Origin of the sequence: Pedobacter paludis, from assembly GCF_003173575.1 — a bacterium.
In the GTDB taxonomy this organism is placed as follows: Bacteria; Bacteroidota; Bacteroidia; order Sphingobacteriales; family Sphingobacteriaceae; genus Pedobacter; species Pedobacter paludis.
The window spans coordinates 676,914-697,804 of sequence record NZ_QGNY01000001.1; the positions used below are offsets into that span (position 1 = coordinate 676,914).

The window sequence follows — 20,891 nt, forward strand, 5'->3', positions numbered from 1 at the left end:
AACAATTCAAACTTAATTATTTGAGCGTAGTAGATGGAACTCCATCTGGATTATCTGCCGTTGGAGCTGGGAACACCCCTTCAATTTCATTTAATTGTGACGTTTTGGTTAACAAGAAATTGGTAGATGTTCTGGCTTTAACCCATTTACCCAAGGTAACACTGTATATACCACCAAGTTTGTAGTAGTAGCCTTGATCTGCAACTGCATTTGGATGATATGCAAAGAATAAGGTGTTTGTTCCTTGTCTGTAAAAAGGTTGACTTGCCAAAGTAATTGGATCAATCACGTCATATAAATCGGTGTTGCCAATTCTATAACCTACAGCAGGTGGGCCAGCAGAGAATAAACTTCCGCCACTTGAAACAAATACCACATCAATTGGTCTTGTAGAAGCATCAACAGTTGTACCTGCAAAGGCCGCAATACCATATGCGTTACCGCTATTTGCAAGTAAGTTGGTTGTTTTAGTTCCAAAGCCGTCACCATTTGTGGTAGAATAGTTAAATGATCTAATCCATTTTGATGATGCAATACTTGTTGAACCTGTACTATTAATTAATTTATTGGCACCGCCAACATAAAAGAACTGACCTTTTGCTACTGTTCCTGTAGTTAAATTGAATTTATAAGTTCTGATATCTCCCGTTGCCCAACCGTTTGTAGGATTTCCAACCGGTGTTGAAGCACCCGCATTATTGGTTGTTACAACAGAGAATGGCGTTACTGCAAAGTTGATATCCTTTGTTGCCAAAAACTGAATGTATTCATTGTTTGCATCAGTACCCATTGGATCGGCAATAAAACCAGAAATCACGAATGCAGGTATTTCCACTACCGAACTTAAGGTTACAATATCAGAGGCGGTACGCAATCTATGTTGAGGTACAACTTTACCATCCGTACCTACTTTATTAACAATAATACCTAAATAATTTCCAGAAATTGGAGGTATTGTATTTGCAAAAGTTGCAGTTGCTTCAGTATGAAGTGTTATATCATCGAAACCGTCATTCAAGGCTTTGTCTCCAGATAATACATCTGTTGGAGCAAGCTGAGGATTGTAGGTTCCTTTTACGATTGACAAAAGGGTACTTTCGTATTTATCTGGATTTGCCAAAATTGCAGAACTAGGCACTCTATTTGGAATAATTTTTACATTAGAGGCTACTTTTTTAATTGCACTAGCAGAAACATTTGTAATTTGAAGGTTTCCATTAACTCGTTTTAAAACTGCACCCTCAACATTAATCATTACAGAATCGCCAGTAACATAATTTGATGCTTCTGCTAAAGGAATCTGTATACCACGAAGTTCATTTAATCTGCGTCTATCTTGAACAAACAAAATGCCTGCGGGTAAATTTTTTCCAGAGTGATCAGAAATCACAACTGCACTGATGCTGGTAGAACCAAACATATTGTCGGTACTTAAGGTTACATCAGAGCCTTTGTAGAGATTTCGTAAATCGAAAAGGCCAATGTTTGGACTTATCGTTCCGCCTGGATAATTTGATTTTTTACAGCCTGACCAAATAAATGGTACCGAAAACAGAAGAATGCTGTATAATATTATCTTTTTCATTTTAATAATTTTAAGCGTTATTAATTATGGTTTTTGCCACCAAACATTTGTAGATATTACATCGGGTCCTTGTGCGGCGACAGCAGTTTGATAATTGGTTGGATTTGCAGACTGAACATATACTGGATAAGCCATTCTAGCAGGCATTACACCACCGTTTCTCAATCCTGCACCCTTAGGCAAAATCGGATGGCCAGTTCTACGATATTCGAACCATTGCTCCATATCTACCAAGAATAATGCATAATATTTCTGTAAATGAATTTGTTCCATCTTTCCATCGAGCGGTAAAGTGTTGTCCCAATCAATATCAGCATTGGTTATGTAATCTTTAACCACTTGTGATGATATTGAAGTAGGGAAAGTTGGAACCCAATAATTAATAGCAGCCGCGATACCTGTGTTATAATAAGTTTCTGCCGACCCACTGATCCAGCCTTTTGCAGCTGCCTCGGATAGAATAAACTGTACTTCAGCATAATTCATTAAAATACCTGTTAATGGCGATTGTTGTAAAGATCGCACACCAAGAGTACCCGTACTGGTTTGATCGTAAGAATAAAAATAGGCTTCTTTTACAACACCTGCACCCACTGCATAACCACTTGGAACACCTTTAAAACCACCTGTAGCTCCCTGCGAAATTCCAAGACGATTAACGCCTGAAACCGCATAGCCATTAGCTACAGAAATATCTATACGTGGATCGCCCCAGTTACTTAAGTGATCAATAAAGAAACTTCCAATTGCAGGAGATCTAAAATCCTGAGCACGAACACCGTTTACATAAGGCGAAACGTAAGCATCAGTACCAATTGTACCACTCCATTTTAAAGTTGCACAATCCGCATTATTTGTCATGATTGGATATGTAGTACTTTTAGTATCAACAATCTCCTTAATTTTAGCAATAACCTGAGCGGAAACTTCAGATTTTCCAGAAACCCTTAGCAATAACCTCAAATATAAAGAGTTACAGAATTTACGCCATTTTGTAATGTCTCCATTAAAAACCGGATCGCTTGATGGAACAATTGTTGTTCCAGCGCTTAATAAAGTATTTGCCTCTTCAAGTTTATTAAACATATCAAGGTAAATGTCTTTTTGCTTATCAAAGGGTGCTTCTAAAACACCACTGTTACCAAGATTAGATTTTGAATATGGAATGTCTCCATAAGTATCGGTAAGCATCGAATAAATCCACGATTGACAAACCAAAGAAATACCTTGATAAGATTTGTTCAGCATTTCTGGTTTTCCGGCTAAAGAATAAACATCCTTAAAGTTTGTTAGCTGTATATACCATGCATTCCATAAATAATCAGAGAATGTACTTCTGTATTCATATCTAAAAACTGCTCCATCGCCATCACTTATGGCAACGGTAACCTGCATTAACTCGTTGTTAAAGTTACGGTTACGCATCATAGCTGGACCTAAAGTATTTACCAAAGCCGGCGCTAATAATTTTTCTGGTTTGGTAGAGATAATGTTAATCGGGTCGACATTGATTTCTTGAAAACCCTTATCGCATGAGGAAAGTGTTGTGACTGACACTAAAACCGCACCGATAATTTTATATAGATTCTTTTTCATTTTTTAAAAGATTATATGCCAATTGATAAATTGAAGCCGTATGTTCTGGTTGATGGAAATTGTCCAACTTCAAATCCAGTTACAATATCGGAACCTGCAAGTGTTCCAAACTCTGGATCGAACATTGGCCAAGGTGACCAGATGAAAAGGTTACGGCCATAAACCCCGAATGATGCCGATGATAATCCTAATTTTTTAAGGAACTTTGGATTGAATCTGTAATTGAATGAAGCCTCTCTAAATTTAATAAAATCTGTTCTAAAAGTACTTCCTTCTGCATTATCTGCACCCATGTGGGAGCGATAATATTCATCAATATCGTATGCAACAGTTGTGTTTGGAACATAAGTTCCATCTGCTTTTTGTACTACACCGTTACCAATTATACCATTGTAGCGACCAGGAAGTGTTACAGCCAATTTACCTTGCTCTACCAATTTATAGTTTAATAAAGAGTGTGCTACCCCACCAAGTTGAGCGTCAAAAAGTACGTTTAAGCTAAAATTTCTGTAACTGAAATTATTGCCAATACTTCCTTTGTACTTAGGCATGGTATTACCTAAATAAACAACATCGGTTGTAATTTTCGCAAAACCTGTTGTGGCATCATAAACAACATTTCCATCAGGATCACGAACATAACCTCTACCGTACAAATCGCCCATGCTGCCACCAACTTTGGCAACAATTTGCCCACCGGCTACAGGGCCCGTTCTAAGAATAATAGAGCTATCTGTTAAGGCTTTAATTTTATTCTGGTTGGATGCAAAGGTTAAATTTACGGTCCATTTAAATCCGTTCTTAATCGTAATCGGTGTTCCATTTACAGCAACCTCAACGCCTAGGTTATTTACCTGTCCGGCATTTATTAATGCTTGGTTGTAACCAGATGAACGATCTACAACTCTTGTTAAAATTTGGTTTTTAGTGTTACCAGCATAAACAGCAACATCAAAACCTAATCTGTTTTTGAACAAACTAACCTCTGTACCAACTTCATAAGTTGTTGTTTTTAGTGGCTTTAAGTTTTCGTTTGGTAAAATTGTTGGGTTTTGCAATGCACTATCAGGATAAATTCCATTAGATGCTAAAGAATAAGTATAAGCTGTTCTGTATGGTGTTGTACCTCCGCTACCAACTTGCGATACCGAAGCTCTTATCTTCGCAAAACTAATCGCCTTTGGCAATTTCCAGAATTCAGATAATACAAAACTTCCACTAATTGAAGGATAGAAAAACCCAACATTATCAGTTCTGGTTACCGTAGCCAAAACACTACTCCAATCTTTACGAGCGGTAACATCAACATATAAATAGTTTTTATAACTGGTCGATAATATACCATATAAGCTGTTGATTCTATATCTGCTTGTATCAGGAATAGAAACCAGTGGGTACAAATTATTGGTTAATTCATATATGTTAGGCACTTTTAATCCATCAGCACGCAGATCAGATTTATTGTATTTATTTCTGAGTTGACTTCCACCCGCAGATAGGTTAAAATTAAAGTCTTTGCCAACTTTTTTATCGTATCTAATTAAGAAATCGCTATTGGTTTCTTGAGAATAAATATTCTGTTTACGAACAGAACCCTGAATTAGTTTACTTCCTGCATCGTAAGGGCGTTCTTGTGCACGCTTCTCTTCTGCCAAATCGATACTCGAACGCAACTGGATACTTAGGTTCTTTAAGATTTGATAACTTACCTGAGCGTTTGCCGTTAGGTTATTTCTACCTGTTTTATTGATAAATTCATTAACAACCGCGTAAGGGTTTTCTGGGAATGAGCTAAAAGGATATTTGATTTGTCTGTTTTCTTGACCATTTACCCAGTAGTTTTTGATCCAATCTAAACTTGCGTTTGGTTGCCAAAAAATATACCAATACATTAAAGATTGATTTCCATAACCAGCACCTGGTAAGTTATCGCTATAACGGTTACCATAATTAATTTTGGTAGAAAACTTTAATTTTTTAGTAATGTCGGTTGTGGTAGATAACGACGCTGTTGTACGCTCAATTCCTGTTTTAGGCACAATCCAGGTATTATTCTGGTTGGTTATCGAAACGCGAGCTGTAGTTGTTCCTATCTTTCCATCAAGACTTAATGAATTTGTTAGGTTTTCTCCCGTACTAAAAAAGTCTCTAATTTCATTTGTATAAGGTACCCAAGGCGTTCTTGTCTTACCTGTGGTTTGCGTTACAGGATCGTATTGAAAGAACATCTGTCCATCAAAGCGAGGTCCGTAGGCAGAACTTGTACCACTTGTACTTGCACCATCTGCTGAGGCACCATAAGAATAGTATGAAGCTCCATCTAAACCTTGGCCATATTCGTATTGTAAATCTGGCCAGCGGTTAACTTCTTCAAAAGATCCGTTAGATGTGAATTTGATTCCGACTTTCTTTCTTTTAGAATTTCCAGATTTTGTGGTGATCAAAATTGCACCATTAGCACCTCTTTGACCGTACAATGCAGCAGCACCCGGGCCTTTCAAAACGGTTACACTTTCAATATCTTCTGGATTAATGTCATTTGTTGTGCTTCCATAATCCGCAGGCATGTTGTCGCTACCTGTTCCATAAACAGCATCCGATCCGTTTGCAGTACGTCTACCTCCACTATTATTAATTACTACTCCATCAACCACAATCAAAGCTTCGTTATCGCCGGTTAGGTTGTTTTCTCCACGTAAAATAATCTTAATTGATCCGGCAGGACCACTATTCGATCGAACTAAATTTAAACCGGCAACCTTTCCCGATAGTGCGTCGGTCCAGTTGGTAGAAACCGCATCTGTTAATTGTGTGCTATCAATTTTTGTTACTGCATAACCAAGTGCCTTTTCTTCTCTCTTAATGCCCAAAGCCGTAACAACTACCTCGTTTAATTGGCTATTAGAAGATCTAAGTCTGATGGTAACACCATTCTGATTTGCTGAAAATGCTCTTGTTACTGGTGTATAACCAACCATGTTAAAAGATATTGTTCCACCTTTTGCAATAGAAACCGAGAAATCTCCATTTTCATTTGTAACACCTAATACACGTTTTGTATTATCACTAATCGTAGTTCCGATTAATGGTAATCCATCTTCATCATCAAGTATTTTTCCCTTGATTATTACATTTTGTGCAGCAGGTTGCTGAGCCAAAACATCAGCAGCTAAATTTACCTGTAAGAAAATGCTAAGTATGAAGATTTTGAAATAAAATGAAAGGGATGGCATCGTTAAAAACGATCTCTTCTCATCTTCCTGAGGATGCTTCGGGAGAGCATACCCAATGTTTGTTCCATGCCGAAGCACAGAAACTGTTTGAGTAAAAAGTTTGTTCATATTATATCCGGTTATTAGGTTTAAATAATTAGTAATTTTCGTTTATTTCGTCTTTCGGATTAGTGGCAAAGTAATGGGGTCAACATTAAATTTATATTAAGCCACTGTTAAAAAAGCGGAATGAACGCTCATAAAATTACGAATTGTTTGATTTACCATTTTTAATGGTTTCGTTAATTAAAATTAGTAAAACAAATCGAAACTAAAAACAAATTACGGATTTCAAAAAAAATATTTTCTATTTCACAATTGCCAAAAATTATTTAATAGAATTCAACCTATACTAGATGTAAGTATTAAAATACAGAACAGGATTAAAAACCATCATTAAAGATATTTAAATGAAGATTTAAAAATTATGGAAAAAGAGAATCAAGTTTCAAAACAGATAGTAACATTTTTATTACTAAAAATATAATTAAACAAAATTTAAGTTTTTTAAACAAAATTAAACTTCACTCTGTAACATTTTTGTGTATTGAAATATCGAAAGATAAAGAAACATGGTTACCTTGTTTTTACTTGATATACCACATATTTCATGTAAATTTTACTTAAAGAAATTGTTCTCTCTAGAATAATTAGGCAGATAATCGGTATAATAGATAATTCTGTGTGATCAAATTTAAAAAAAACGAAAGCTAAAACTAAGATCAATCTAAAACATTCCAGGTAATAAATCCACCTCCTTTGCTCGAGTAAGGCACCAATATTAATAAGCGTTAGCAACGCAAAGCCAAGTATAAAAATACCATCGATAAGCTTAAAATAATTAAAGAAGAGTGTGGTTGTGGTTAGTAAGACTACGAGTAAAATTAGCTGCGTATTGGCATAGGTTTTAAATTTAAACTTAGCCGATTTTCTTTGCTCATTCTGAAAATAACGTTTCTCTAAAACGGGTCTAATGTTTTGATCCATCAATGCCGGACTACCAAATACTGCATTCCACTTACCCTTAAAGCCATTTGCTTTTTTATAAGCCTCAGCTATCTCCAAGTAATAATGAAAATGTTGCCACAAGAAACTGTAACTTTTAATTGGATGCGTTAAACCATACTTAGGCGGTTCTTCTTCAGTTTGAAATGTACCAAAAATCTTATCCCAAAAAACAAAAACATCGCCATAATTTTTATCTAAATATTTATCATCTGATGCATGATGAACACCATGAAGTGATGGTGTAATAAAAATATTCTCCAACCAGCCTAGCTTGCCTATTAATTGTGTATGGGTAAAAAATGAGTAAGCACCGTGAACCAGAAGAATAGTAATGATCATATTTGGATGAAAACCTATTAAGGGAAGCAAACACCAGAACACATTTCTGAAAACTGCTTGAATAGTTGTTATTCTTGCGGCTGCAGATAAATTAAACTCCTCACTTTGATGGTGCACAATATGCGCAGCCCATAAGAAATTAATTTCGTGCCCAAGCCGATGATACCAGTACCAAACCAAATCTGTGGCCAGTAGCAACAAGATCCATATATACCACCTATTCGGTATATCGAAAATGGAATAATTTTTATAAATCCAATTATAGAGTTGATAAAAACTTCCTGCGATAAACAGGTTTAGCAACCGCTCTGCTATGCCGATGCTAAAATTTGCTACAGTACTTTCGTACTTAAAAACAGAAGCTTTTCTTTTTTGTTGAGCAATTTTAAACTCTATAAACACAAAAAGAAAAAAAGCTGGAATGGCAAAAGCAAGATAGTTTACGCTCGACATAAATAATATATTTCAAGTTTCAGAAACCACAAACATAAGAATAAACTACTAAATACATAGATTTAATAGTTTATTATTTTAAATTAGTTCATTTTCTATTCGTTTAATCTTTTTTGTTTTGATTAATTTGTAAAAATCAGTTTGACAAAAAAACAAAGCAATGGCTACAAAAAAAAAAGCTACCAATTCCAACATTCTATCAATCGATATAGGCGGTACGAGCATTAAAACAGTTCTTTTAGATGAAAATGGAAATATGCTTACCGAATATCTAAAAAGCAAAACTCCTGCAGAAGCTACTCCAAAAGATATACTAACAGGCATAGTTGACCTAATTAAACCCTTTCCGCTTACTTACGATCGTGTTTCAATTGGCTTTCCTGGCTATGTAAAAAATGGAATTGTTAAAACCGCTCCCAATTTGGCTAAAAATAAATGGGAAGATGTTGATTTGGCACAGCGTGTTGCAAATGCTTTAAATAAATCGGTACGCTTGGTTAACGATGCAGATCAACAAGGGCTAGGCGTTGTTGAAGGCAAAGGCTTTGAAATCGTTTTTACTGTTGGCACCGGCTTCGGAACGGCTTTGCTTTTTGATGGAGAACTTCTTCCACATTTGGAATTGGCGCATTTTCCTATAAACAAGGAAGAGGATTACGATGATTACATTGGGAACAAAGCCTTTGAGAAAATTGGTACTGAAAGATGGAATAAGCGATTGAGAAAAGTTATCGAGATTTATAAAACGGTTTTTAATTACGATACATTATATATAGGCGGAGGCAATTCGAAACAAATCGATTTTAAACTCGACGATAATATAAAGCTTGTTACCAATAGAGATGGAATTAAGGGAGGCGCCAAGCTTTGGAAACTTGCTGACAAGTATAATATTTTTACGGTTGAGCCTAAATCGTAAAACACTTTTTATTACAATCATTTAACATCATAATCTGCAATATTAATTTGTAAACCCTAATTTTGGGTGCATAATAAAAAATAAAAAATGGCAAATAGCGATTCAAAACAATATAAATTGGGAATGATTGGTTTAGGTACAATGGGCCGAAACCTATTACTAAATATGGCTGATAAGGGCTTTTCTGTAACTGGCTACGATAAAGACCATAAGATGATTGCCAAACTTGAAGAAGAAGGTAAAGATCATCAGCTAGAAGGCTTTGATGATATTCAAAACTTTATCAATCATTTATCTACTCCACGTACATTGATTTTATTAGTTCCAGCCGGTCCCATTGTTGATAGCGTTATTGCAGAATTAAAACCTCTTTTAAGTAAGGGCGATATTATAATTGATAGCGGTAATTCACATTTTACAGATACAAACCGCCGTGTAGATGAACTGGAAAAAGATGGACTACATTTCTTCGGAATGGGTATTTCTGGTGGCGAAGAAGGTGCCCGTTTTGGTCCTAGCATGATGCCGGGTGGTGATAAACAAGCTTATAATGTTGTAAAAGATATTTTTGAAGCCGTTTCTGCAAAGGTTGGTACCGATCCTTGTGTAACGTATATTGGCCCTGGCGCATCTGGCCACTTTGTTAAAATGGTGCATAATGGCATCGAATACGCTATTATGGAATTGATTGCCGAGGTTTATGGCATTCTTAAAAATGGCCTTGGCTATAGCAATGAAGAAATATACCAGGTATTTAAAAAATGGAACGAAGGTAGACTTCAATCTTTCCTTTTAGAAATTACGGCCGAAATATTTTTGTTTAAAGATACAGAAACCAAAAACGATCTGCTTGATCAGATTAAAGATGAAGCACGCTCTAAAGGAACTGGAAAATGGACTTCAGAAGTTTCTATGGAACTTCAGTTGCCTATCCCAACCATTAATGAAGCCGTTTCAAACAGAGATCTATCTAAATTTAAAGCTTTAAGGGTATCGTTAGAAAATGCTTTTGGCAAAAAAGATACAAAAATTGATGTAAGCATTGATGAGTTGGAAAATGCATTCTATTTTTCTATGATCAGTGCGTATGCTCAAGGCATGCATTTATTGGTGCAGGCTTCAAAAGAATATGAATATAATTTACAATTGCAGGAAATCGCGAAAATTTGGCGAGGTGGCTGTATTATTAGAGCTAAGTTTTTAGAAGACATTTATCAGGCTTATGATAAAAATAATTCTTTAGAGCACTTATTTGGTGATGCAGGTATTCAGGAAATTATTAAAGGTACACTAACCGGCACACGTAAAACAGTTTCAGCTTGCGTAAATGCGGGTGTTGGAATTCCGGCTTTTGCTTCTACCCTTACCTATTTCGATACAATTACAACAGGTAGAATGCCTTCAAACTTAATTCAGGCGCAAAGAGATTTCTTTGGTGCACATACTTTCGAACGCATTGATCAAGATGGCGTTTTCCATGCAGATTGGAACAAACTATCTTAAAAAATTTGACACACGAATCCAAAATAAAATGAAAACCAAAACCGCGTTAAACCCCACAATATTTGTAATATTTGGTGGTACAGGTGATTTAAACAAAAGAAAATTAGCTCCTGCATTGTACAATCTTTTTATTGAAGGTTATATGCCAGATAATTTTGCAATTATTGGTACAGGCAGAACAGAATTTACAGACGACAGTTATAATAAAGCATTAGAAGATGCTGTTAATGAGTTTTCTCGTACAGGAAAAGTGAAGAAAGATAAATGGGATAAATTTGGAAGCACCATTAGCTATTGCCCAACAGATTTTGCTCAACCTAAAACTTTTGAAAACTTAAAGGCAAGCGTTGAAAAATATCAGAAGGAATATGGTCCAGAAACTCAGGTTATTTTCTATTTGGCTGTAGCACCAAACTTTTTCCCGATTATAGCAGAATGTCTGCAAAAATATAAGCTTACTCAAGATGAAGATAACAGCAGAATTGTAATCGAAAAACCTTTTGGTCATGATTTAGATTCGGCTAAAGAATTAAATAAATTATTAAGCAACATATTTACCGAAAAACAGATCTACCGAATCGATCATTATTTAGGTAAGGAAACGGTGCAGAATATGATGGCCTTCCGTTTTGCAAATGCACTTTTTGAACCGTTATGGAATAGGTCTTACATTGATCATGTTCAGATTTCGGTTACAGAACAATTGGGTGTTGCAGATCGTGGCGGCTATTACGAAGGTGCCGGAGCTTTAAGAGATATGATCCAGAATCACCTTTTGCAATTGCTTTGTTTAATCGGAATGGAAGCTCCAATTAATTTCGATGCAGATGAGATTAGAAACCGTAAGGTTGAGGTTTTAAAAGCAATGCGTCCTTTTTCTGCAGAAGATATTCGTTTCCATACCGTTCGTGGCCAATATAGTAAAGGCTGGGTGGAAGGAAAAGAAGTTCCAGGCTACCGTCAGGAAAAAGGTGTAGATCCACATTCTAATACAGAAACTTTTGCAGCCGTTAAATTCCATATTGATAACTGGAGATGGCAGGGAATTCCGTTCTATCTAAGAACAGGAAAACGTTTAAACCAAACTTCATCTTTAATTACGATTCAGTTTAGAGATGTTCCGCATCAAATTTTCTCATCTGGTGTAACCGAAAACTGGCAACAAAACAGATTGGTAATCAGCATCCAGCCGGAAATGAGCATTCGCATGCAGGTTCAGGCCAAAAGACCTGGGTTAGATATGGTTTTAAATCCGGTTGATATGGTTTTTGACTATAAAGGAACTTACGACAGCGATACCCCTGAAGCTTACGAAACCTTATTGCTTGATGCGATGATGGGCGATCAGACCTTGTTTATGCGTGGCGATCAGGTTGAAGCAGCCTGGGAATTGGTTATGCCAATTTTAAATACTTGGGAAAGCAAAAAATCAATTAATTTCCCTAATTATCCTGCTGATAGCTGGGGACCTGAGGAGGCCGAGGCATTAATTGCAAGAGATGGCTTCCATTGGTTTAATTTACCTTTGAAGAATAAAGAATAATACTTAACTCGTCATTGCGAGGCAGGAAGCAATCTTTAATGCGTTATATAAATAGCGGCTGTTGTAAGGTTGCTTTGTACCTCGCAATGGCGTTACCCATAAAAAATGAATCTACTCATATACAAAACACCAGAAGAATTAAACCAGGATTTAGCAGACTATATTATTAAGATTGCTGAAGTTTCTATAGAGGAAAATGATCGATTCAATTTCGTTCTTACTGGAGGCAGTTCTCCAAAAGCACTTTACAAATTACTTTCTACCGAGTGCAAGCATAGAATTGATTGGGAAAAAGTGTATTTCTTTTTCGGCGATGAACGCAATGTTCCAGCTGATGATGAAAATTATAACGGTTTAATGGCGAAAAAAACGCTTTTCGATGAACTTGGAACTGCTGCAGATCATATTTTTTATATTAATACGACCCTAGCCCCAGAAAAAGCGGCAATAGAATATAAAAAAGCATTAGATAAACACTTCAACGGAAGTGATATCGTTTTTGATTTTATCCTTTTGGGTATGGGCGATGATGCACACACAGCTTCAATTTTCCCTCACACTACTTTAGTAAAAGATGAAGAAGCAACGGTTTCATCTGTATTTGTTGAAAAATTGAATACTTACCGAATTAGTTTAACTGCTCCGTTAATTAATAAAGCAGAAAATGTGGCTTTTTTAGTTTTTGGTGATAACAAAGCTGAAGCCATTAAACATGTAATCGGCGATGAGGTAAAAGATTTCGACACCTACCCTTCGCAGTTGATTGATCCAATTGATGGAAAATTGACTTGGTTTGTTGATGAAGCCGCAACCAAATTATTGGAAGCATAATTTCTAACAATCAATTATGATAATCAATTAATATCATGAATGATAAAAGATTAAAAGATTTTTTAGATGGAAAAACGGAATATACCTTAGGTTTATTCCGTTTTTTTGTTAATGCGCTGGAGCAGTTCGGGACAGTAAATCTCATTCCATTAAAATCGATGATTGCAGTAGAGGGAAAACATAAATTCGCATACCTTACACAATTAGGCAAGAATTTTATCCATATAGTTATTCCATTTTCAAAGCCTTTCACCGATAATTTATGTTTCACCAAGATTGCTCAAGTTCCCGGAACATCGCAGTACAATCACCATTTACGAATTTATCAGGAAGACGATTTTAATGATGAGGTTAAATCTTTTTTAAGAATGGCACATGATGGAGAGGATGTTGATTAGGTGATTTTCCGATTCGTGGACACATGAACCAAGGCTTACATTTTGGATAGTTATCGCAAAAAGAACACCCCGCCTTGCAGGCACCCCTCTAAAAGAGGGGAATTTTCCCTCAAAGTTTTTTAGGCAATTTGTAATTCCCATCTCCCAGAGGGGTGGTCGTAGACCGGGGTGTTATTTGAATTACATTAATTAAAAAAACCAACGCCATGATACGTGTCTCCACGGATCATCAATTTTAATCCAGTTTCTCTTCTATTAACAATTTAATTATACCATCAGCCATTCCAACCTTAGGTACAAAAATCTGTTTAATTCCTGTCCACTTCATTAAGGTTAAATAAATCTCGCAAGCCGGAATAATAACATCAGCACGGTCTGGATTTAATCCCAAACTGTGAATTCTTTCTTTCAATGAGTAACTCGTCAACTTGTTATACATCGAATTTAGTTTTTGCAAAGATAAAGGTGCATTATCCTTCTCATCAGACATTCGGAAGAGTTTATTAATATTTCCACCAGTCCCAATTCCGGCCAAATTTTTATAATTTTTGGTATTGTCCTTTACCCAGGTCTTCATTTCTTCCCAGGTTTCTTCCTTATCCTGGTTATCCAGCATCCTGATAGTACCGATATTAAATGACCTCGAAGCTTCGGGAGTACCCTTTACAAAAACCGAAAGTTCTGTACTTCCACCACCAACATCAATATACAAATAGGTTTTATTTTCGTCTAGCTCCTCTTCAATATGATTGGCGTAAATGATGTTTGCTTCACGCTGTCCTTCAATAATTTCAAGATCAAGATCTGTTTCTGCTTTGATTAATTTTACAATTTCACTGCCGTTTTTAGCCTCACGCATGGCCGAAGTTGCACAGGCCAAATATTCGGTAACATGATACACATCCATTAAATTCTTGAAGGCAGTCATTGTTTTCACCAAATCTCCAGCTTTCTTAGCCGAAATATGTTGATCTAAAAAGGCATCATCGCCCAAACGAAGCGGAACACGAATAAGTGTATTTTTTTTGTATCTGTATTTTCCGTCTTGTTTACTAATATCTGCAATAAGCAATCTAACCGCGTTTGATCCGATATCTATAGCTGCGTATCTTAACATTCTATTGGTGCTTGGTTTTTAAATAGTTATAAATATCGATTTGTGCCCGTATCTTTTTACTTAATCTATTTTTATGGTATTTGTTGTTGTTTAATGCGTTTATCTGTCTGGATTTTGTATTATCCTGTAGTTGAAGATCGATAATATCTTGAATTTCCTGCTTAACATCTGGGTCTAGAACAGGAAAACCAACTTCTACCCGATGTTCGAAATTTCTACTCATTAAATCAGCCGAGGAAAGGTACATATCGTTTTTGCCATTGTTACTAAAGATGTAAACCCGGGCATGCTCCAAAAACTTATCGATTATGCTAATTGCAGTAATATTTTCGCTAAAACCTTTAACGCCAGGTACGAGGCAACAAATTCCTCTAATAATTAATTGAACCTTAACACCAGCATTACTCGCCTCATAAAGTTTCGAAATAATTCCTTCATCGGCCAAACTATTTACCTTTAATAAGATATAAGCTATTTTTCCAGCTTTGGCATTTCTAATTTCCCGATTGATGAAATTCACCAACTTAGATCTACTTTCTAAAGGCGAAACAATCAGGTGCTTAAATCCTTTGGTAACTGTTCTTTTGCTCAAGGCATCAAAAAGCTTTACCAAATCGTTGGTGATTTCTTTTTTAGCAGTAAAAATACTATGATCGCAGTATAGGCCTGCGGTTTTCTCGTTAAAGTTTCCGGTAGCTAAATTGGCATAATAAACAGGCTTATCTTTTTCAATTCTTTTAACCAAACATATTTTTGAGTGCACCTTATAATCTGTTAACCCATAATTTACCTTTACGCCCTCTTCCATCAAACGGGTTGTCCAAAAAATATTTGCCTGCTCATCAAATCGGGCTTTTAGCTCTAATAAAACAGAAACATTTTTGCCATTTTTGGCCGCATTAATTAGGGCATTTATCACTTTCGAGTTTTCCGCAAGGCGATAAAGCGTGATTTGAATATCGGTAACCTTTGGATCTATCGCAGCCTCCCGAAGAAATAAAATAATGTAATCGTAAGATTGATAAGGCAAATTAATCAAATAATCCCTTTGCGCTATTTTAGCAAAAACACTCTCCGTTCTATGCAAACCGTGAACCTTTAAAGGCACATTTGGGGTGTACTCAAGCTCTTTTTTACCAACGTTCGGAAATGCAATGAAATCGCCAAATTTATGATATCGATTTCCCGGGATCAGACTTTCCGCTTCGAGCTTTAGTTTGTTAACCAAAACAGTAAGCATGTTTAAGGGCATTGCAGAATCATAAAGCAATCGCATGGGCTTACCTTTTTTTCGTTTTTCCAAACTGGTTTTTAAATCCTCGATAAATTTATCGTTGATGTTTTTATCTATATCAAGTTCTGCATCTCTGGTTAACTGAATGGAATATGCTTCCAAATTATCGTAAGTAAAAACATAAAATATATCATCCAAACAATAACGAATAATATCCTCGGCCAAAATGATAAATTTTAAATCGTTTGTTTCAGGCAGAACCAGGAATCTGGGCAAGCTTGGTGGCATTTCTATCAATGCATACTTCTCTTTTATTTTACTATCTGTTTTAGAAAGTTTTACAAAAAAATATAGAAATCGATCTTTAAGCTCAGGAAACGGTTTATCCATATCCAACATAATCGGAACTAGGTTGGACAGAATTTTATCACGAAAATGATTTTTAACAAACTCCCCACGACTTACGTTGAGTTGGGTATCATTTAAAATGAAGATTCGATTTTGAGCAAGTTCATTAATTAAAGTCGCCTGAAAAAGCTGATCGAACTTACGTTCTTGTTTAACAACGATATTTTTTATTTCGTTTAGAATTTTTTTTGGATTAAAGCCAAGTAATGCCTTTGCTTTTTCATTCAAATTAGTAAGCCTAGACATTGTGGCTACTCGAACGCGATAAAACTCTTCTAAGTTTGATGAAAATATGGAGAGAAACTTAATACGTTCGATAAGAGGAACCGTTTCATCGGCTGCTTCCTGTAACACACGTTCATTAAAATACAACCAGCTTATCTCTCGATTAAAAAATGGTAACTTCTTCTTGCTCATCTAAAAAAATAAAAATCCCTGCCAAAACAGGGATGTCTCAAAACTGCACATTAATTTGTTAAATTGATGTTAATTCATATGCCTATTAACGTTAACAAATTTATTTTTTTACGGCTGGTTTCACAACCTTTTTTGGTGCTGCTGATGGTTTAGCGGTTGCCTTTGTGGCCGTTTCTTTTGCAACAGTTGAAGAAGCTTTTACAGCAACTTTTTTAACAGGAGTAGCTTTAGCTGGTGTTGCACTTACTGCACTTTTAGCTTTTTCAATAGGCTTTGGAACTACTTTTTTAATTGCTGTAGTTGGTTTTGAAATTGCTTTTTCTGCCTTTTCTTCGGTAGCAATTGCACTAACTTTTATACTTTGAACTACTGGTTTAGCTTTAGCTACAGCTTTTTTCACAACTTTCTGTGCAGATTTTTCTGCCTTATTTGCAATTTTAACAATAGGTTTTTTAGCTTCCTTCCTTGCTGACTTAGAAGACTTAACCAATTCATCAATTTTTTGACCAACATCGGCTTTAATCATCGTAAATTTCTTTGTCAGTTTTTTAGCAACTCGTTTACTCGCTCTTCCCACTTCATCGCTAATATCGGAGACATCATGACCGAGACTTTTAATTACATCCAAAAACTTATTGGTTATAGATTCTTCTAACTGTTTCTTAACTTCTTTCTTAGTAACCTTTTTTAAAGACTTCGATTTAGTGGTTTTCATATTATTTTTCGTTTTTTTGTGAGGCCGATTTAATTTCTCTTAAATCTACTTATTTTTTTACTTTAAAGCTAAAAACATGCCTTCTTTTGATATTGTAAGTAAAGTTGATGCGCAAACTCTTGATAATGCGATTAATAATGCCAAAAAGGAAATTTTAAACCGTTTCGATTTTAATGGTTCGAAAAGTACCGTCGATTTGGACAAAAAAACAAATGTTGTAACCATCGTTACCGAAGATGATATGCGCTTAAAGGCGATTACAGATTCTATAATCTCTCGGATGATGAAACAAAATTTAGACCCAAAAAGTTTGGATTTTGGGAAAGAAACCGTTGCCTCAGGAAATATGATTCGTAAGGAGATAACAATTAAAGAAGGTTTGGATAAAGATGCCGCAAAAAAAGTAGTTGCAAAAATTAAAGCGAGTGGATTAAAGGTACAACCTTCGATAATGGATGATCAGGTACGTGTAACGGCAAAAAAGATTGATGATTTACAGGCCGTTATAAATGTTTGTAGAGCAGAAGATTTTGGTCAGCCATTGCAATATATCAATATGCGAAATTAATTAAGATTGTTTATGATCAATTGTCAGTTAAAAAACTAACCGATTTGGGCAATTTTTAAAAAATAAGATGGAAATAATAGAAAACGGTTTTATATTTTCGGATCAAAAAGAGCTTTTGCAGGTAGAATCTATTCATCAATATCTGAGTGAGGAATCTTATTGGGCAAAAAATATTCCTTTTGATACCGTAAAACGTTCGATTGAAAACTCATTGTGTTTTGGAATTTATAAAGACAATAAACAAGTTGGTTTTGCCCGCTGGATTACCGATAAAGCAACCTTTGCCTGGCTTTGCGATGTTTATATCGAAGAGGAATTTAGAGGTTTGGGATTATCAAAAAAGTTAATGGCTTTTATGATCTTTCATCCCGATCTTCAAGGGCTTAGACGTTATCAGTTAGCCACTTTGGATGCCCATGGTTTATATGAACAATTTGGTTTCTCGGCACTTCAAAATCCAGAACGACAGATGGGTATAGTTGTACAAAATATTTACGATCAAACCCCATCTTAAACTCAAATTAACTTCTTGAAAAAACCTTTTGATTGCTATAGTGTTGTAACTAAATCAAAACTAAAGAGCATGAAAAAGATATTTTATATAGGATTTGCACTTAGCTGTGCGTTAACATTTCAAGCCTGCCAGAGCGCAGACAAAAAATCATCAACAACCAAGGATAGTGTTCAAGGTGATACAAACATGGTTAATGGAAACCATGTTGGCGGTTCTGAGAGTACCCAAAGTGGCTTAGATGAAGAAGGTTCTACTTTTTTAAAGAAGGCCGCAATTGGTGGAATTATGGAAGTTGAGGCTGCTAAAATTGCACTAAAAAATGCAGAAAATGCAGAAGTTAAAAATTTTGCAAGCCAGATGCTTACTGATCATACTAAAGCAAATACCGAGTTAAAAGCGCTTGCTACAGAAAAAAAGGTAATCACTGCTGATGGGTTGCCTGCGGAAGATCAAATTCACTTAGATGAGATGAAAAAGATGACCGGATCTGCATTTGACAAACATTATATCGGCATGATGGTTTCGGATCACGAAAAAACTGTCGAACTTTTTAAGCAAGGAACTTTAAACAGAGATCAGGCGGTTAAAAGTTGGGCAACCAATACTTTAAAGGTAATTGAGGGCCATACCGAAATGGCAAAAAAAATTGCTTCAGATTTAAAGTAAAAAATATTAGATAAAATCATAAGTTTATAAATCCCGAGTGCAAAACGCTCGGGATTTTTACATATTTCAGATTTATGTAAATGCTAATGGCTTGCGCAATCATTTTTAACACAATTTCCATAATTCGAAAAATTAAAATTATCTTTCGACGTTAAATACAAAAAATACGTAAATGAATAAGAGTAGAATTTTTAAAACCCTGTTGAATATTGCAGTGGTTAGTGCTTTACCTTTCGCAGCTTCAGCACAAAAAGCTAATTGGCAAAATCTTGATCTTAAGTTAGATACAACTTTCGGAATTAGCACTGAGAAAGCATATAAAGAACTTTTAATAGGAAAAAAATCAACGAAAGTTATTGTTGCAGTAAATGATGGCGGTGTGGATGCTCAACACGAAGATTTAAAACGTGTGATGTGGGTTAATACAAAAGAAGTTGCCGGCAATGGTAAAGATGATGATAAAAACGGCTATATCGACGACATCCACGGATGGAATTTTTTAGGCGGTGCCAAAGAATCTATCAATTATGAAACTTTAGAATTAACCCGTTTGGTTCGTCGTGATCAAGTTAGATTTGCAAATACAACCGATGCAAATGTGTCCGAAAAAGACAAGAAAGATTTTGAAGCATTTAAAAAAGAAAGAACAGATTTAGAACAGCAACTTGGAGAAGCTAAGGCAAATTTATCCGGTATAACAGGATTTAAAAATGCTTTGGATGCCGTGGTGAAAAAAATTGGGAAAGATGTTCCTACTGCTGACGATTTCGCGAAATTTAAGCCAGAAACTCCGGTTGAAGGCAGAATTCAAAATGCTTTGGCAGGCGCTTTAAAAGACATGACTTTCACTGAGTTTTATAACGATCAGATTCTTGAAGGTATAAAATACTATGGTCAGCAAGCTAATTACAATTTAAACGTAGATTATGATCCTCGTGGAATTGTTGGAGATGATCCAAACAATAGCAAGGAAAAATTTTATGGAAATAATGATGTAGCTGGACCAGATGCACTACATGGATCGCACGTTTCAGGAATTATCGGTGCGGATAGAACCAATAAATTAGGGATTATGGGTGTTGCCGATAACGTTGCTATTATGGGTGTTCGCTGTACTCCAAATGGTGATGAACGCGATAAGGATGTTGCTAATGCAATTCGTTATGCTGTTGATAATGGTGCAAAAGTAATTAACATGAGCTTTGGTAAAGCTTATAGCTGGGACAAAGCTACTGTAGATGAGGCTGTTAAATATGCGGTTTCTAAGGATGTGCTTTTGGTACACGCTGCAGGTAATGACAATAAGGACTTAGAGATTGAAAACAATTTTCCAACCAGTAAATACTTGGATGGTACGGTTGCAAGTTCTTGGATTACCGTAGGTGCTTCTGGATGGAAAGATGATGAAACTCTTAAAGCTAGCTTCTCTAATTTTGGTAAAACTCAGGTTGATGTTTTTGCTCCGGGCGTAAACATTAATTCTACCATTCCAGGTTCTAAATATAAAGAAGAAAATGGAACCAGTATGGCATCACCGGTTGTTGCTGGCTTAGCCGCGTTAATTCGTTCTTACTATCCAAAATTAACTGCTGTTGAGGTTAAAGACATTATAATGAAATCAGTTGTGAAAGTAAACCATAACGTTTCATACAAAAAAGGCGAAGGCCCAGATGCTCAAAGCGTTTCTGTTCCTTTCTCTGATTTATGTGTTAGCGGCGGAATAGTTAATGCTTATAACGCATTAAAATTAGCTGCAACTTATAAGAAATAGAGTTTAGACTCGACTAGAAAAAGCGAACCAATGT

At 35.7% G+C, this 20,891-nt stretch carries 16 protein-coding genes; 9 read left to right on the forward strand and 7 right to left on the reverse strand.

What is annotated here, in order from left to right:
• Positions 1–16 precede the first annotated feature (16 nt).
• The 4 genes from DF947_RS02895 to DF947_RS02910 form a co-directional block, all read right to left on the reverse strand.
• On the reverse strand, positions 17–1,585 hold the full coding sequence (locus tag DF947_RS02895; RefSeq protein ID WP_109928168.1) for a DUF5689 domain-containing protein: 1,569 nt from the start codon (positions 1,583–1,585) through the stop codon (positions 17–19).
• Between the two features lie 24 nt (positions 1,586–1,609).
• Positions 1,610–3,181 carry a SusD/RagB family nutrient-binding outer membrane lipoprotein gene (locus DF947_RS02900; protein ID WP_109928169.1) on the reverse strand — a complete coding sequence of 524 codons (1,572 nt, stop codon included), beginning with the start codon at positions 3,179–3,181 and terminating at the stop codon, positions 1,610–1,612.
• Positions 3,182–3,192: 11 nt separating this feature from the next.
• Entirely contained in the window at positions 3,193–6,522 is a 3,330-nt protein-coding gene (locus DF947_RS02905; protein ID WP_240615310.1) for a SusC/RagA family TonB-linked outer membrane protein, read from the reverse strand.
• Between the two features lie 507 nt (positions 6,523–7,029).
• Positions 7,030–8,253, reverse strand: coding sequence for a sterol desaturase family protein (locus DF947_RS02910; protein ID WP_109928170.1), 1,224 nt, complete (start codon positions 8,251–8,253; stop codon positions 7,030–7,032).
• A 160-nt stretch (positions 8,254–8,413) separates the two neighbouring features.
• On the opposite strand from DF947_RS02910, the gene DF947_RS02915 reads away from it, so the two are divergent.
• The 5 genes from DF947_RS02915 to DF947_RS02935 all read left to right on the forward strand — a co-directional run bounded on the left by DF947_RS02915 (position 8,414) and on the right by DF947_RS02935 (position 13,447).
• A complete protein-coding gene (locus DF947_RS02915; RefSeq protein WP_109928171.1) occupies positions 8,414–9,172 on the forward strand; it encodes an ROK family protein in 759 nt (252 codons plus the stop codon).
• An 87-nt stretch (positions 9,173–9,259) separates the two neighbouring features.
• A complete protein-coding gene (gene gndA, locus DF947_RS02920; protein WP_109928172.1) occupies positions 9,260–10,675 on the forward strand; it encodes an NADP-dependent phosphogluconate dehydrogenase in 1,416 nt (471 codons plus the stop codon).
• A 28-nt stretch (positions 10,676–10,703) separates the two neighbouring features.
• On the forward strand, positions 10,704–12,218 hold the full coding sequence (zwf, locus tag DF947_RS02925) for a glucose-6-phosphate dehydrogenase (RefSeq protein WP_109928505.1): 1,515 nt from the start codon (positions 10,704–10,706) through the stop codon (positions 12,216–12,218).
• A gap of 105 nt (positions 12,219–12,323) precedes the next feature.
• Positions 12,324–13,049, forward strand: a complete 726-nt coding sequence (pgl, locus tag DF947_RS02930; protein ID WP_109928173.1) for a 6-phosphogluconolactonase — start codon at positions 12,324–12,326, stop codon at positions 13,047–13,049.
• Positions 13,050–13,084: 35 nt separating this feature from the next.
• Entirely contained in the window at positions 13,085–13,447 is a 363-nt protein-coding gene (locus DF947_RS02935; RefSeq protein WP_109928174.1) for a DUF5655 domain-containing protein, read from the forward strand.
• Between the two features lie 235 nt (positions 13,448–13,682).
• Here the strand turns inward: DF947_RS02935 and DF947_RS02940 are convergent, their stop codons facing one another.
• The 3 genes from DF947_RS02940 to DF947_RS02950 all read right to left on the reverse strand — a co-directional run bounded on the left by DF947_RS02940 (position 13,683) and on the right by DF947_RS02950 (position 17,338).
• Positions 13,683–14,564, reverse strand: a complete 882-nt coding sequence (locus DF947_RS02940; RefSeq protein WP_109928175.1) for a Ppx/GppA phosphatase family protein — start codon at positions 14,562–14,564, stop codon at positions 13,683–13,685.
• 1 nt (position 14,565) lies between these two features.
• The gene (ppk1, locus tag DF947_RS02945) at positions 14,566–16,623 is read right to left on the reverse strand and encodes a polyphosphate kinase 1 (protein ID WP_109928176.1); all 2,058 of its coding nucleotides are present in this window, start codon (positions 16,621–16,623) and stop codon (positions 14,566–14,568) included.
• A gap of 100 nt (positions 16,624–16,723) precedes the next feature.
• Positions 16,724–17,338: a hypothetical protein gene (locus DF947_RS02950; protein WP_109928177.1), complete on the reverse strand. Its 615-nt coding sequence runs from the start codon at positions 17,336–17,338 to the stop codon at positions 16,724–16,726.
• 76 nt (positions 17,339–17,414) lie between these two features.
• On the opposite strand from DF947_RS02950, the gene DF947_RS02955 reads away from it, so the two are divergent.
• The 4 genes from DF947_RS02955 to DF947_RS02970 all read left to right on the forward strand — a co-directional run bounded on the left by DF947_RS02955 (position 17,415) and on the right by DF947_RS02970 (position 20,857).
• The gene (locus tag DF947_RS02955) at positions 17,415–17,906 is read left to right on the forward strand and encodes a YajQ family cyclic di-GMP-binding protein (RefSeq protein ID WP_109928178.1); all 492 of its coding nucleotides are present in this window, start codon (positions 17,415–17,417) and stop codon (positions 17,904–17,906) included.
• Positions 17,907–17,973: 67 nt separating this feature from the next.
• Positions 17,974–18,420, forward strand: a complete 447-nt coding sequence (locus DF947_RS02960) for a GNAT family N-acetyltransferase (protein ID WP_109928179.1) — start codon at positions 17,974–17,976, stop codon at positions 18,418–18,420.
• A gap of 69 nt (positions 18,421–18,489) precedes the next feature.
• Positions 18,490–19,086 carry a DUF4142 domain-containing protein gene (locus DF947_RS02965; RefSeq protein WP_109928180.1) on the forward strand — a complete coding sequence of 199 codons (597 nt, stop codon included), beginning with the start codon at positions 18,490–18,492 and terminating at the stop codon, positions 19,084–19,086.
• Between the two features lie 172 nt (positions 19,087–19,258).
• Positions 19,259–20,857 (forward strand): S8 family peptidase, encoded by a 1,599-nt coding sequence (locus tag DF947_RS02970; RefSeq protein WP_109928181.1) that lies wholly within the window; start codon positions 19,259–19,261, stop codon positions 20,855–20,857.
• Positions 20,858–20,891 lie beyond the last annotated feature (34 nt).